The 14891-nt window shown below is 62.6% G+C and carries 11 protein-coding genes; 8 read left to right on the top strand and 3 right to left on the bottom strand.

The features are described from left to right. Nucleotides 1–1011 (bottom strand): tonB-system energizer ExbB, encoded by a 1011-nt coding sequence (gene exbB, locus GB927_RS07615; RefSeq protein WP_256116200.1) that lies wholly within the window; start codon nucleotides 1009–1011, stop codon nucleotides 1–3. Between the two features lie 369 nt (nucleotides 1012–1380). On the opposite strand from exbB, the gene GB927_RS07610 reads away from it, so the two are divergent. The 6 genes from GB927_RS07610 to exoR all read left to right on the top strand — a co-directional run bounded on the left by GB927_RS07610 (nucleotide 1381) and on the right by exoR (nucleotide 10460). Next, entirely contained in the window at nucleotides 1381–2031 is a 651-nt protein-coding gene (locus tag GB927_RS07610; RefSeq protein WP_256116198.1) for a protein-L-isoaspartate O-methyltransferase family protein, read from the top strand. 352 nt (nucleotides 2032–2383) lie between these two features. Then, entirely contained in the window at nucleotides 2384–3685 is a 1302-nt protein-coding gene (locus GB927_RS07605; RefSeq protein WP_439655475.1) for a TolC family outer membrane protein, read from the top strand. Nucleotides 3686–3838: 153 nt separating this feature from the next. Then, complete coding sequence (locus GB927_RS07600; RefSeq protein WP_256116063.1) at nucleotides 3839–4618, top strand: PopZ family protein; 780 nt, start codon at nucleotides 3839–3841, stop codon at nucleotides 4616–4618. Nucleotides 4619–4755: 137 nt separating this feature from the next. Continuing rightward, on the top strand, nucleotides 4756–7683 hold the full coding sequence (locus GB927_RS07595) for a valine--tRNA ligase (RefSeq protein ID WP_256116062.1): 2928 nt from the start codon (nucleotides 4756–4758) through the stop codon (nucleotides 7681–7683). Between the two features lie 355 nt (nucleotides 7684–8038). After that, on the top strand, nucleotides 8039–9292 hold the full coding sequence (locus GB927_RS07590) for an OmpP1/FadL family transporter (RefSeq protein ID WP_256116061.1): 1254 nt from the start codon (nucleotides 8039–8041) through the stop codon (nucleotides 9290–9292). A 364-nt stretch (nucleotides 9293–9656) separates the two neighbouring features. Beyond that, nucleotides 9657–10460 (top strand): exopolysaccharide production regulator ExoR, encoded by an 804-nt coding sequence (gene exoR, locus GB927_RS07585; RefSeq protein WP_256116060.1) that lies wholly within the window; start codon nucleotides 9657–9659, stop codon nucleotides 10458–10460. A gap of 19 nt (nucleotides 10461–10479) precedes the next feature. Here the strand turns inward: exoR and xth are convergent, their stop codons facing one another. Both xth and erpA read right to left on the bottom strand, forming a co-directional pair. Next, nucleotides 10480–11271, bottom strand: a complete 792-nt coding sequence (xth, locus tag GB927_RS07580; protein WP_256116196.1) for an exodeoxyribonuclease III — start codon at nucleotides 11269–11271, stop codon at nucleotides 10480–10482. A gap of 30 nt (nucleotides 11272–11301) precedes the next feature. Beyond that, on the bottom strand, nucleotides 11302–11634 hold the full coding sequence (gene erpA / locus GB927_RS07575) for an iron-sulfur cluster insertion protein ErpA (RefSeq protein ID WP_256116059.1): 333 nt from the start codon (nucleotides 11632–11634) through the stop codon (nucleotides 11302–11304). Nucleotides 11635–11852: 218 nt separating this feature from the next. On the opposite strand from erpA, the gene GB927_RS07570 reads away from it, so the two are divergent. Together GB927_RS07570 and argS are read left to right on the top strand one after the other, a co-directional pair. Beyond that, the gene (locus tag GB927_RS07570; RefSeq protein WP_256116058.1) at nucleotides 11853–13073 is read left to right on the top strand and encodes a deoxyguanosinetriphosphate triphosphohydrolase; all 1221 of its coding nucleotides are present in this window, start codon (nucleotides 11853–11855) and stop codon (nucleotides 13071–13073) included. A gap of 37 nt (nucleotides 13074–13110) precedes the next feature. After that, a complete protein-coding gene (argS, locus tag GB927_RS07565; RefSeq protein WP_256116057.1) occupies nucleotides 13111–14871 on the top strand; it encodes an arginine--tRNA ligase in 1761 nt (586 codons plus the stop codon). Nucleotides 14872–14891: the final 20 nt, after the last annotated feature.

Below are 14891 nucleotides of genomic sequence, written 5' to 3'. Positions count from 1 at the left end.
TCACCCGATCTTCACGACGGAGCCGCTAGCGCGCTCGCTGCGCGGCGCGGCGTGACGCACGGCGCGGCGCACGTCGAGATCGCGGCTGGCGAGCCGTTCGATCGCGGCCGAGGCGTCGGCAAGGTTCTGGCGGTAACCGGTGATGGCGCGCGCCAGGAAGTTGTAGATCACCACGGCGGGAATGGCGGCGACGAGGCCGATCGCCGTCGCCAGCAGCGCCTCGGCGATGCCGGGCGCAACGATGGCGAGGTTGGTGGTCTGCGCCTTCGAGATGCCGATGAACGAGTTCATGATGCCCCAGACGGTGCCGAACAGGCCGACGAAGGGGGCGGTCGAGCCGATCGTCGCGAGGAGGCCGGTGCCCTTGGCGATGCGGCGGCCGGCATGCACCTCCATGCGGCCGAGGCGCGAGGAGACGCGCTCCTTCACGCCGCCGTCGGAGACGTGATCGAGCACGGCTTCGGAGGCATCCATTTCCTCGCGCGCCGCACGCGTCATGCGGGCGACAACGCCGCGATTGCGGCCAAGGGCCTCCTCGCCATCCGCGAGGCCGCGGGCGGCAACAAGCCGGCGCACGGCACGGCTGGCGGAGCGCTGCGCGGCACCAAGCTCTGCAAGCTTCACGAGCAGCACGGTCCAGGTGACGACGGAGGCGAAGGCAAGGCCGACCATCACGCCCTTGACGACGATATCGGCCGCCATGAACATGCCCCAGGGGGAAAGGTCATGCGGCAGGCCGGCCTGGCGCTCGCCGGCGGCGTCATCGACGGCGTCGAGCTCGGTCGCTTCTTCCTCGGCGGCTGTGGCGTCCGGATCGGTCGCGGTAGCCGGGTCCGTCGCGGTGTCGGCGGTGCCTTCGGTCGTCGTCGGGCGCGCGGTTGTGTCCGTCGTTGTGGCGCCGCCTGTTGCGGCGCCCGTGGACTGGCCCGTCGTTTCCGGCTGGCCGTCCGTCTGGACCGATGGTGTCTCCTGGGTCTGCGCCGGGGCGGCGCGCGGGGCGGCAAGCGCCATCAGGAAGATCGCGAATAGCAGGCGAGACCGTTTCGGCACGGCGTATTCCTCTTACATATCTTAGTTCAAGCGAAGCCCATTCAACAGAAACGGGCATGGTGCGGCTGCCTTGGCATCCGTAAAACCTGAGTGCTCAATACGACATTATGCGGGGAGCAGGCAATAATATGTTGAGTAATTTATTCATGATAACCCTTGGAAATTCCGGGGCCACGCGGTTCAAGCGGGCAGGGCCGCGGTTTTTGCGCGCAACCCGTCGCCGCCACTGGACACCCGGCCCGAAACCGCACTAAGAGAATTGCGACGCATCCGGCATCGCAACCGGGCCTTCGTGCCGCGGTCTGCCGCTTACTCACAGGGCTAGAGATGATTGACTACAAAGCAGCGCGCACGAAGATGGTGGACAACCAGATCCGTACGACGGACGTGACGTCGCACGAGGTGCTCGACGCCTTCCTGACCGTCGCGCGCGAAGAATTCGTGCCGGCGGCGGTGAAGCCGCTCGCCTATATCGACAACGACATCCAGCTCGTGCCCGGCCGCTACCTGATGGAGCCGTCGCCGCTCGCCAAGCTGATCCAGCTCGCCGAGATCGCCAATACGGACGTGGTGCTCGAAGTGGGCTGCGGCACGGGTTATGCCTCCGCGATTCTCTCGCGCCTCGGCAGCTCCGTCGTGGCGCTCGAAAGCGACGTGGATCTTGCCGCGACCGCGACGGACACGCTGTCCCGCCTCGGCCACGACAATGTCGCCGTGGTCACCGGTGATCTCGAAGCCGGCTACGCGCCGGAAGCGCCCTATGACGTGATCTTCGTGCACGGCGCTGTCGAATTCGTGCCGGATGCCATTTTCGCGCAGCTTCGCGACGGTGGCCGCCTGGTCGTCGTCGAGGGCTACGGCAATGCCTCGCAGGCCCGACTTTATATCAAGGAAGGCGGCCGCGTTTCCGAGCGCAACGTCTTCAACACGGCCGTCAAGCCGCTGCCGGGCTTCCGCAGGGCGAAGGAATTCGTCTTCTGAATGAGCGCTGAGGCGCTTTATCCCGGGCAGGCCCGATTTGTTGCACTTTCGCAACGGGCCCGTCCTATTGTCGTTACCAAATCCTTGCCGATGGGCCTGCCGACTGTTCCCGAATGAACGAAGAGGCATTATCGCGGTCGGCGCGCACCGTCCGTGGAGGGTTGCCGCTGCCCGAAAGCGTGCCCGGCCTGCGGCCGGTGAGAATTGTGTAAAGGCAGCTCATGCGACGGGCTGGCCAGGATCGGAGTTTCGTACTGTGTCCATTCTTCGTCGAACCGCCTTTGCGCTAGCCCTCGCCACCGCCTTCCACGCCGTGCCGTACGGCGCATCCGCCGAGACGCTGGCCGGTGCGATGGCCAAGGCGTACGAGAACAATCCGGACCTGAACGCTGCGCGTGCGGCTTTGCGTGCGATTGATGAGAATGTGACGATTGCCAAGTCGGGGATGAGGCCGCGCGTAACGGGCGTGGCCGAGGCGGAAGCCCTTCGTACGAATCTTGATGTCCGTCCCGCCGGTAATTTTTTGGGGCGACCCGATCGGCAGACCGACTATGTTACCTCGAGCTATGGCATCACGATCAGCCAGCAGATTTTCGACGGCTTTCAGACACTTTACCGTGTCAAGGCGGCCGAGGCGAATGTGCTGGCAAACCGTGAATCGCTTCGCGCCCAGGAAATTTCCATTCTTCTCGCGGCCGTCGAGTCTTATGCCAATATCGCGCGTGACCAGACGATCGTGTCGATCCGCAAGCAGAATATTGCCTTCCTCAAGGAGCAGGTGAAAGCAGCCAACGCGCGCCTGAATGTCGGGGAGGGCACGCGCACGGATGTCAGTCTCGCCGAAGCCGAGCTTGCCGCTGCCAATGCGCTGCTGACGGCAGCCGTCTCGTCGCTAAAGCAGAGCGAAGCCGCCTATGTGCAGATCGTCGGCGAAACGCCGAAAGGCATCAAGCAGCCGTCGTCGGCCAAGAAGGCTATGCCGCGGTCACTCGACAATGCAGTGGCGACGGGCATGCAGGAAAATCCGAACATCCTCGCCGCCATGCGCGGCGCCGATGCGGCCGGCTTCAATGTGAAGGAGGCTGAAGGCGCCATGCTGCCGGGCGTTTCTTTGCAGGGAAGCGTCTTTAAATCCGTCAACACGGAAGAGGGACCTGCCGACAATCTGAGCGGCTCGGTGACCGCCCGGCTGACGGTTCCGATCTATCAAGGTGGAGCCGAATACGGCCAGATCCGCCAGGCGAAGGAACGGCTGGGCGAAAGCCAGTTGCTGGTGGATTCCGCGCGCATGGAAGTCCAGCGCACGATCGCTTCGGCGCATGCGCAATACGAGGCGGCCAATGCCTCTATCGCAGCTATCCGTGTGCAAATCGGTGCGGCAAACGAGGCGCTGAACGGCGTCATCGAGGAGCGAAACGTCGGTCAGCGCACGACGCTCGACGTGCTCAACGCCCAGCAGAACGTGCTCGACGCCCAGGAAGATCTCGCCGCCGTGCAGCGCAATGCTGTTGTTGCAAGCTATTCGCTGCTCGCCGCCACCGGCAGCCTGACCGTGCGCAGCCAGGGGCTCGAAGTGGCGGAATATCGGTCCGAGGTGCATTTCGAGGCGGTCAAGGACAAGTGGTTCGGCTTGAGAACCGTCGACAGCGAATAATCCTCGCCCTTGGCAGGGCAAACAAATCTGTGCATCACTCGTAACACATGATTCGCGGCGATTTAGTTCGCCACCGAACTCGCCTAGGGTTTTCGGGATGTCCGGCAGGCTGGGAGCGGCAGGCCGTGGACGCCGCAGAGAACGGGGATAGAAATGGCTCAGCCAAATGTAGCGCGTGAACCGTCCATGGATGAAATCCTGGCGTCCATCCGCAAGATCATCGAGAACAACGAAGCCATGCCGGAGCTCGCGCCCGATGCCGATGGCGACGAGGGTTTCCACATCACGACGGACAGCCATTCCAGCAATCTGATGGACCACCCGGCGGTGGTCGAGCGGTTCCACAGCGAAGAGCATCGTCCCTCCACCATCCAGCCGATCCAGCGCACGGAGCCGGTGCAGGCCACCCAGCCCGCTTTGTCGCTCGCCGATGTCGCCGCCCGTGTGCGCGCCGCCTCCGAGCGGCATGTCGCAAACCGCGAGCCGGAGGTTGAGCCTGTTTCCATCGAGCCGGTGCAACTGCCGCTGCGCGAGGAAAACCCGGTCATGACCTCCCGCATGACGGCGAATGCCAGCCGCTTCGTGCCGGCCGTCGAAGCCGTCGAAAAGCGCGAGCCCTTTATCGAAAAGCATGAGAGCGTGACGCCCCACGTCGAGCCGACGCCGGTCGTGGAAACACGCGTGGCCGAACCGGTTGCGGCAGGCCGTGATATCGCTGCTCTCGTTTCTCCCGCGGTCGGCGAGCGCGTAGCGCAGTCCTTTGGTGCGCTGGCGCAGGCGATGGATGCCGGCCCGCGCCGCTCCTTTGATGAGATCGCCGAGGAAATGCTGCGCCCGATGCTGCAGGAATGGCTCGACGACAACCTGCCGACGCTGGTCGAGCGGCTGGTGCGCGAAGAGATTGAACGGGTGGCGCGCGGCCCGCGCCGCTGACCGACGCCGCCATTCTGCTTAAAAATGGTTTGAGCCGCGCCGGACCCCCGGCGCGGCTTTTCTTCTGATATTGTTGACTTCACGCCGGCCATCCGGTTTAGAAAACCCTGACGACAAACAGCGGGCTTCGCACGAAAATGCTTGAAAAGAACTATGATTCCGCAGCGGTCGAGCCGCGAATTGCCAAGGCGTGGGAAGATGCGGACGCGTTTCGCGCCGGCGAAGGCGCAAAACCGGGCGCCGAAACCTTCACCATCGTGATCCCGCCGCCGAACGTGACGGGCTCGCTGCATATGGGCCACGCGCTCAACAACACGCTGCAGGACATCATGGTCCGCTTCGAGCGCATGCGCGGCAAGGACGTGCTGTGGCAGCCGGGCATGGACCATGCCGGTATCGCCACCCAGATGGTCGTTGAGCGCAAGCTCGCCGCCGAGAAGCTGCCCGGCCGGCGCGAGATGGGCCGTGATGCCTTCATCGAGAAGGTCTGGGAATGGAAGGCGGAATCCGGCGGCTTGATTTTCAACCAGCTGAAGCGTCTCGGCGCGTCCTGCGACTGGTCGCGCGAACGCTTCACCATGGACGAGGGGCTTTCCGAAGCCGTGCTCGAAGTCTTCGTCTCGCTTTACAAGGAAGGCCTGATCTATCGCGGCAAACGGCTCGTCAACTGGGACCCGAAGTTCGAAACGGCGATTTCGGACCTCGAAGTCGAGAACAAGGAAGTCGACGGCCATATGTGGCATTTCAAGTACCCGCTCGCCGACGGGGCCACTTATACCTATGTCGAGAAGGATGCGGATGGCAACGTCGTATTCCAAGAGGAGCGCGACTATATCTCGATCGCCACGACCCGCCCCGAGACGATGCTGGGTGACGGCGCGGTTGCGGTCCATCCGACGGACGAGCGCTATGCGCCGATCGTTGGGAAGCTTTGCGAGATCCCGGTCGGGCCAAAGGAGCACCGCCGCCTGATCCCGATCATCACCGACGAATATCCGGAGAAGGATTTCGGCTCGGGAGCAGTCAAGATCACCGGCGCGCACGACTTCAACGATTATCAGGTCGCGCGCCGCAACAATATCCCGCTTTACCGCCTGATGGATACGCAGGCTGCCATGCGTGCCGATGGCGAGCCCTATGCCGTCTACGCGGCGCAGGCGCTGGTGATCGCAAAGACCGGCCATGTGCCGAACGAGGCCGAGGTCGACGACATCAATCTCGTTCCCGACGAATATCGCGGCCTCGACCGTTATGAAGCGCGTAAGCGCATTATCGACGCGATTAACGCCGAGGGCCTTGCGGTCACTATCAAGGACGGTGAAGGCAACGATGTTCCCTATGTCGAGAACAAGAAGGTCATGCAGCCGTTCGGCGACCGCTCCGGCGTCGTCATCGAGCCGATGCTGACCGACCAATGGTTCGCCGACGCTGCGACGCTGGCAAAGCCGGCCATCGCCTCCGTGCGCGAAGGCCGCACCAACTTCGTCCCGAAGAACTGGGAGAAGACCTATTTCGACTGGATGGAGAACATCGAGCCCTGGTGCATCTCGCGCCAGCTCTGGTGGGGTCACCAGATCCCAGCCTGGTACGGCCCGGATGGTCAGGTCTTCGTTGAAAAGACCGAGGAAGAGGCGCTGCACGCCGCCATTCAGCACTACATTGCCCATGAAGGCCCGTGGAAGGCCTGGGTCGAGGAGAAGCTGGAAAATTTCGCGCCGGGCGACATCCTGACCCGCGACGAGGACGTGCTCGACACCTGGTTCTCTTCCGCGCTCTGGCCGTTCTCGACGCTCGGCTGGCCGGAAAAGACGCCGGAATTGGAAAAATATTACCAGACCGATGTGCTCGTCACCGGCTTCGACATCATCTTCTTCTGGGTCGCCCGCATGATGATGATGGGCCTGCACCTGATGAAGGACGAGTTCGGCAACCCGATCGAGCCGTTCCACACCGTCTATGTCCACGCTTTGGTGCGCGACAAGAACGGGCAGAAGATGTCGAAGTCGAAGGGCAACGTCATCGATCCGCTCGAACTGATCGACGAATACGGCGCGGACGCGCTTCGCTTCACGCTGGCCATCATGGCCGCGCAGGGGCGGGACGTGAAGCTCGACCCGGCCCGCATCGCCGGCTACCGCAATTTCGGCACGAAGCTCTGGAACGCCACGCGTTTTGCCGAGATGAACGGGGTTGCGACCGATCCGAAGTTCGTGCCGGAAACGGCGTCGCTGACGATCAACCGCTGGATCTTGACGGAACTCGCCCGTACGGCGCGCGACGTCACCGAGGCGATCGAGACCTACCGCTTCAACGACGCGGCCGGCACGCTCTACCGCTTCGTCTGGAACCAGTTCTGCGACTGGTATCTCGAACTGCTGAAGCCGATCTTCATGGGCGAGGATGCGGCGGCGAAGGCGGAATCGCATGCCTGCGCGGCCTATGTCCTGGAAGAGATCTACAAGCTCCTCCACCCGTTCATGCCCTTCATGACGGAAGAGCTCTGGGCGCACACCGCAGGCGAGGGCAAGACGCGGGACAGCCTGGTCTGCCACGCCGAATGGCCGTCGCCGGCCTATGCCGATGACGCGGCCGCCGACGAGATCAACTGGCTGGTCGATCTCGTCTCCGGCATCCGTTCGGTCCGCGCCGAAATGAACGTGCCGCCAAGCGCTACGGCGCCGCTCGTGGTCGTTGGCGCCAATGCGCTGACGAAGACGCGCCTCGAAACGCACGATTCGGCCATTCGCCGTCTCGCCCGCGTGTCGGAGATCGGCCTCGAAGACACGGCGCCGAAGGGTGCCGCGCAGATCGTCGTCGGCGAGGCGACCGCCTGCCTGCCGCTCGGCAGCCTGATCGATCTGGCGGCCGAAAAGGCGCGCCTCGAAAAGGCGATCGACAAGGCGAAAGCGGAGGCCGGCCGCATCGAGGGCAAGCTGTCGAACGAAAAGTTCGTCGCCAATGCCAAGCCCGAGGTGGTCGAGGCCGAGCGCGAACGCTTCGCGGAGCTCGAACAGCAGCTCGCAAGCCTCGCGGTGGCGCTTGGCCGCGTCAGCGAAGCAGGCTGATTCCCCTAAAATCTGCCGGGAAGACGAAAAAACCGCGCCGGAGACCCCGGCGCGGTTTTCTATTCGGTAAGTGGGCTGCAAAATTCCGGCTGTGTCCATAATGTGACAGAATGCCACCTTGATGGAATGAATATCCATCAAACCGGTAAAATTCCCGTGATATTGAAAAAATGTTCCTTAGCTTGTTGATGTTGAGGGTCTTCATAAAAACCTTACGTAATTTTCTGAATACTGTTTGGAAATCACAGGCAAGAACTGGGGTTTGCCAAAAAAGTGCGTGTCTTCGATAGTCATGGCGGAGAGGCGTGCGGCAAAGGCAGTTGTCGTTAGCGCAAGACTTTGTGAGGGGGATTGCATGGGTAAGAAAACGATCGGCCGCGGCGTAATGGCTGCGATGGCATTGCTGGCCGCGACATCGGCTCAGGCCGGTGGCCTGGAGCGCGGCGGCTACAATATCGACCTTCTGTTCGATCCTTCGGATTACGCGGCGGAGGCGACCGCCACCTACGTCAACCCGCAGCGCGACATGAACAACGTCCGCGACGAGGTGCCGGAAGACGGCGACCTGAACGGCCTGCCCAGCAACGGTATCCGCGATACCGAGGGCTACTGGGTTCCGCGCGTCGGCATCAAGGCCTCGATCGGCGATGCGATCGACTGCATGGCCGATTATTCCGAGCCATGGGGCGTGCACATCAATCCAGGCCGCAACTGGGCGGGCGCGAACGACAACGTCGAGACCAAGATCGAAAGCCACAACTACGCGACGACATGCTCCTATTCCTTCGACATGGGGCCGGGCCAGTTCCGTATCATCGGCGGCGGCTTCTATCAGGAAGTCTCCGGTTTCAAAGACCGCCTGGTCTTCGCCATGCCCGCCGGCTCGCCGATCAACGGCATGGGCCGCCTGGAGCTGGAAGGCGAGGGCTGGGGCTGGCGCGCCGGCATAGCCTATGAGATCGAGGAATATGCGCTGCGCACGAGCCTGGTCTACAACAGTGCAGTGAAGCTGGACGACATTACCGGCACGATGGACCTGCGGCAGGTGCCGGGCGCCGTGCTGCCGGGCATTGCCGGTGTCAACACGCCGGTCTTCGGCTCGGCCGACATGCCGGATTCGCTGGAGTTCAAGTTCCAGTCGGGTATTGCGCCGGACTGGCTGGCCTTCGGTTCGGTCAAATGGACCGACTGGAGCCAGCTCCAGAGCCTGCCGTTCTGCCCGATCGCGACGCGCGGCATCGAATGCCGCACCAGCGGCCCGACGGAAGTCACCTCGCTCGACCTGCTGTATCGCGACGGCTGGACCGTTTCGGGCGGCGTCGGCCACAAGTTCAACGACAAGCTGAGCGGCGCCGTGAGCCTCACCTGGGACCGTGGCACGAGCACCGGCATCGGCGCGCAGACCGACACCTGGACGCTCGGCACCGGCATTTCCTACGCCGCGAGCGAAAATGTCGAGTTCCGCCTGAGTGGCGCAGTCGGCATCTTGACGAGCGGTTCCTCGGGTCAGGTCGTCAAGGACGGCCGCACCTTCGGCCGGCGCGTTTCCTATGATTTCGACAACGATCTGGTGACGGCCATCTCGACCTCGCTCAAGGTCAAATTCTGATCGGCGGACCATCAAGAGATCAGAATCAGGCCCGGCGTCATCGCCGGGCCTTTTTTCTTGGTTAAGACTTTGTTGCTCCGGTTAAGCCTCTCTGGGGAAACCACAGCGAGGCGTCAAATTATGTGACGGAATCGCAACACATTTTTTTCCAGAGTTTGCTACACACCTAGACGAGAGACGAGATGTCCATTTCCCGCCACAAACGGGGCGCAGCGATAATGACAAGTAGACGCGTGAAACCGCGCCCAAGGAAACGATGAGCCAGCCGATGTCATTGCCGCCGGAGTTGCCGGAAATCCGCACGAGACCCGTGCGATTCCGGTTTGGCACAGCGAACCAGGCTGGGCACGGAATTGTAGAAGTGATGCCCAAGTCCGAGTTGTCGCCGATGAAAATAGTGGTAATGGGTCTTTGCCTTTCGCTCTCCTTTGGAGCGGCATCACAGGCCCTCGCATTCGATCCCCAGTCCGGCGTCAGCAGGGAAAGCGGTCCCTTCGACCTCTTCAAGTTCGGTTTCTTCTCCTACAAGAAGGGTCGCAAGGAAGACGCCATCGAGGCCTATCGTTATGCGGCGGAAAAGGGCCATACCGGTTCGCGCTGGGCGCTTGCTAACATGTATGCCGATGGCGACGGCGTGCCGGAGAACGACCTCGAAGCCTTCAAGATCTACAGCGAGATCGCCCAGGCCGGCGTCGAGCCGGGTTCGGAAGATACCGGCTACTTCGCCAATGCGCTGATTGCGCTCGCCAGCTACTATCGCCGCGGCATTCCGGATAGCCCCGTGAAGGTCGACATGACCCAGGCCCGCCAGCTCTATTTCCAGGCAGCTTCCGCCTTCGGCATTCCGGAAGCGCAGTTCCAGCTCGGCCGCATGATGCTTTCCGGTGAGGGCGGTAGTGCCAGCGTGCATCAGGCCAAGAAGTGGCTGAACCGGGCGCGCAACAATGGCCATGCCGGCGCGATGGGCCTGTTCGGCAACATCCTCTTCCAGGAAGGCCAGGCGGCACGCGGCCTCGCTTTCATGACCGCAGCTCTCGATCACTGCCCGCCGAAGGACTGTGCCTGGCTTCAAGCCAATCAGGAAGAGGCCTTCTCCGTGGCAAGCGAGGAAGACCGCCGCAAGGGCGTTGCGCTCGCGCAAAGCATCCGCTTCAATCCCGACGAATAAGACTTCTTAGATTTTTGCCTCAGGCCGCGTAATCGAGCACGGCGACGACCGGCACGTGGTCGGACGGCTTTTCCCAGGCACGCACATGCTTTTCGACCGCCGTCGAGACGAGGCGGTCCGAGGCTTCCGCCGACAGCATGAGATGGTCGATGCGGATGCCGAAATTTTTCGGCCAGCAGCCCGCCTGATAATCCCAGAACGTATAGAGCGGCACCGCGTCCGACGTGGCGCGCACGGCATCCGTCAGGCCGAGATTTTCCAGCCGGCGGAAGGCCTGGCGGGTGGGCGGCAGGTAGAGCGCATCCTTTTCCCAGACTTTCACGTCCCAGCAATCGTGCGGCTCGGGAATGACATTGTAGTCGCCGGCGAGAATGAGCGGCTCTTCCAGCGCCAGCCGGTCCTCAGCAAAGGCGATGAGCCGGTCCATCCAGGAAAGCTTGTAGGGATATTTAACCGGATCGTCCGGCGGGTTGCCGTTCGGCAGATAGATCGAGCAGACACGGATGACGCCGCCCTCGACGGAAAACACGCCCTCGATGAAGCGCGCCTGCTCGTCGCCTTCGCCACCGGGCAGGCCGCGGTTCACCTCGTCCGGGCGGATTTTCGAGAGCAGCGCGACGCCATTGAAACCCTTCTGACCGTGCGTCTCGACATGATAGCCGAGCGCCTCGATCTCGCCGCGCGGAAAGGCCTCGTCGACCGACTTGATTTCCTGCAAGGCGACGATGTCGGGATTGGATTCCTTCAGCCACGCAACCAAGTTTTCGATGCGCGCCCGCACGCCGTTGATGTTCCAGGTGGCAATCTTCATCGGCATGCGGGAGTCCTGTGATTCGTGAGTTCAGATCGAGAAGCTGGTGCCGCAGCCGCAGCTTGCAACCGCGTTGGGGTTCTTGATCTGGAAGGATTGGCCGAGCAGGTTGTCGATGAAGTCGATCTCCGACCCGTCCATGTAGACGAGGGAGAGCTGGTCGATCAGCACCTTGGCCTTGTCCTTTTCGAGCACCAGGTCGTTGTCCTGCTGGTCCTCGACGAGGTCGAATTTATAGGAAAAGCCGGAACAGCCGCCGCCTTCCACAGAGACGCGCAACGCCTGCTTTTCCGGCGAGGAATTGAGGATCGACGCGATGCGCCTTGCGGCGGCGTCGGAAATACTTACGGACTTGTCGTTCATGTCTGCCTCCTGCCGGGGTCAAGATCCGGAGAGAATCGCTCTGTCGCACAGACGGCGACTTCGTCGCCGATGGCAGGGGCGGCTGCGGAGCGCATCGGGCAAATCCCTGAAAAGGCTTGCATTTCACGCTCAGCTTGCAGCCGGACTTGCCGCTGTGCACACTATAGGTATGAAGGCATTGCTGCCGCGTCAATGGGCGGCGTGAATGCAGGTGACGAATGACACTGGACAGACATGCGCTGGGTTTCGGCGCGGGGCAACGCGCCATCTATGCCTCCGACCCCTGGGCGACCCGCGGGCGGCTTTATCCGGAGCCGGAAAGCCCCACGCGGTCGGACTTCCAGCGCGACCGCGACCGCATCGTGCACACCACGGCCTTCCGCCGCCTGAAGCACAAGACGCAGGTCTTCATCGCCGCAGACGGCGATCATTACCGCACGCGGCTGACCCACACGATCGAGGTGGCACAGATTGCGCGGGCGCTGGCGCGGGCGCTGAAACTCGACGAGGACCTCGCCGAGGGCGTGGCGCTGGTGCACGATTTCGGTCACACGCCCTTCGGCCATACCGGCGAGGATGCGCTGCACGAGGTGCTGGAGCCCTTCGGCGGCTTCGACCACAATGCGCAGTCGCTGCGCATCGTCACCAAGCTGGAGCGGCGTTATGCCGATTTCGACGGGCTGAACCTCACCTGGGAAAGCCTGGAGGGCCTCGTCAAGCACAACGGGCCTCTGATCGGCCCGACGGGCGAATGCACGCACGGAGACGACGTGCCGCGGCCGATCCTCGAATATTGCGCGGTGCACGACCTGGAACTGGCGAGTTATGCCAGCCTGGAGGCGCAGGTCGCGGCGATCGCCGATGACATCGCCTACAACACCCATGACATCGACGATGGCCTGCGCTCCGGCTACCTGACCTTCGACATGCTGGAGGATGTGCCGTTCCTCGCAAAACTGATGCGCGACGTGCGCGAGCGCTATCCGGACCTCGAAGCCTCGCGTTTCACCCACGAGATCATGCGCCGCCAGATCACCGCCATGGTGGAGGATGTGATCGGCTATGCGCAGCAGGCGATCCGCGAGGAGCGCCCGGAAAGTGCCGAGGACGTGCGTAAGGCGCGTCGCGTGCTTGCGACCTTCACCGACGAGATGGCGGTCACCGACAAGCAGATCAAGCGCCTGCTGTTTTCCCGCATCTATCGCCACCCGGAGGTGATGCGCGTGCGCGCCAATGCGGCGTCCATCCTTACGGACCTCTATCACGCCTATATGGACGACCCGCAGCTCATGCAGGGGCACTATTGGGTGGACCGCATTTCGACCATGCCCGAATCGGCGCGCGCCCGCCATGTCGGCGATTATCTCGCGGGAATGACCGACAACTACGCCATCAGCACGCACCGCCGGCTGTTTGACCATACCCCGGAATTGCGATAGTCAGCCGCCCACGGATCGCTTCGCGCGGATGGATGAGATGAACCTTTTTACAGACTTCGACAACAGAATCAAAAACGTACTCGAAGGACTTGAAATCGTCCGTGAGAAGCGCGCCGAGCTCGATTTCGGCCGCATCAGCGTCGAACCGCCGCGCGATCAGAGCCATGGCGACGTCGCGACCAATGCCGCCATGGTGCTGGCAAAGCCGCTCGGCCTCAATCCGCGCGCACTCGCCGACCTCATCGTCGAAGAGCTTAAGAAGGACCCGCAGGTGGCCGAGGTCGCCGTCGCCGGGCCGGGCTTCATCAACGTGCGCCTTTCCGTCGCCTATTGGCAGGCGCTGCTCGCCGGCATGATCCGGCAGGGCACGGACTATGGCCGCGGCTCGCTCGGCACCGGGCGCAAGGTGAATGTGGAATATGTTTCCGCCAACCCGACCGGCCCGATGCATGTCGGCCATTGCCGGGGTGCCGTGGTGGGCGACGCGCTCGCCAACCTGCTGGGCTTTGCCGGCTATGCGGTGACAAAGGAATATTACATCAACGACGCCGGCTCGCAGATCGACGTGCTGGCGCGCTCGGCGTTCCTGCGCTACCGCGAGGCGCTGGGCGAGGCGATCGGCGATATTCCGTCAGGCCTCTATCCGGGCGATTACCTGAAGCCGGTCGGCGAGGCGCTGGCGGAAGAATTCGGCACGACGCTGCGCGCCATGCCGGAACACCAGTGGATGCCGCTCGTCAAGGACAGGACGATCGACGCGATGATGGCGATGATCCGCGAGGATCTGGCCGCACTCAACGTCCACCACGACGTCTTCTATTCCGAGCGCTCGCTGCATGCCGGCAACGGCGCGCCGATCCGCACGGCGATCAACGACCTGACCTTCAAGGGCCATGTCTACAAGGGCGTGCTGCCGCCGCCGAAGGGCCAGCTGCCGGAAGACTGGGAAGACCGCGAGCAGACGCTGTTCCGCTCGACGGAAGTGGGCGACGATATCGACCGCCCGCTGATCAAGTCTGACGGCTCCTATACCTACTTCGCCGCCGACGTCGCCTATTTCAAGGACAAGTTCGACCGCGGCTTCGACGAGATGATCTATGTGCTCGGCGCCGACCATGGCGGCTACGTCAAGCGCCTGGAGGCTGTCGCGCGCGCCGTCTCCGAAGGTAAGGCGAAGCTGACGGTGCTGCTCTGCCAGCTCGTCAAGCTGTTCCGCAACGGCGAGCCGGTCAAGATGTCGAAGCGCTCCGGCGACTTCGTCACGCTGCGCGACGTGGTCGACGAGGTCGGCCGCGATTCCGTGCGCTTCATGATGCTCTATCGCAAGAACAGCGAGCCGCTCGACTTCGACTTCGCCAAGGTGACGGAGCAGTCCAAGGACAATCCGGTCTTCTATGTGCAGTATGCTCATGCCCGTTGCATGTCGGTGTTCCGCCAGGCGGCCGAGGCGTTTCCGGGGCTCGACATCGGTTCGCTCGATCTCGCGGCCTCGATCGAGGGCAATATCGCTGATCCTAGCGAGTTGCAGCTTCTCGCAAAGCTGGCAGAATATCCCCGCGTCATCGAGGGCGCGGCACTGGCGCACGAGCCGCACCGCATCGCTTTTTACCTCTATGATCTTGCCAGTGCTTTCCATGCGCATTGGAATAAAGGCAAAGAGCAACCGGAATTACGGTTTGTTAACGATAAAAATAGAGAATTGAGTATTGCCAGACTTGGGCTGGTGAATGCTGTCGCGTCTGTTCTTAAGTCCGGCCTGTCGATTACAGGCACGGCCGCCCCGGACGAAATGCGATAACGTCACCATTTCCCCACAAT

The sequence above is a fragment of the Shinella lacus genome (assembly GCF_010994755.1).
Lineage (GTDB): Bacteria > Pseudomonadota > Alphaproteobacteria > Rhizobiales > Rhizobiaceae > Shinella > Shinella lacus.
Note: the sequence above shows the minus strand (reverse complement) of the source record. Positions and strands in the feature narration are given on the sequence as shown.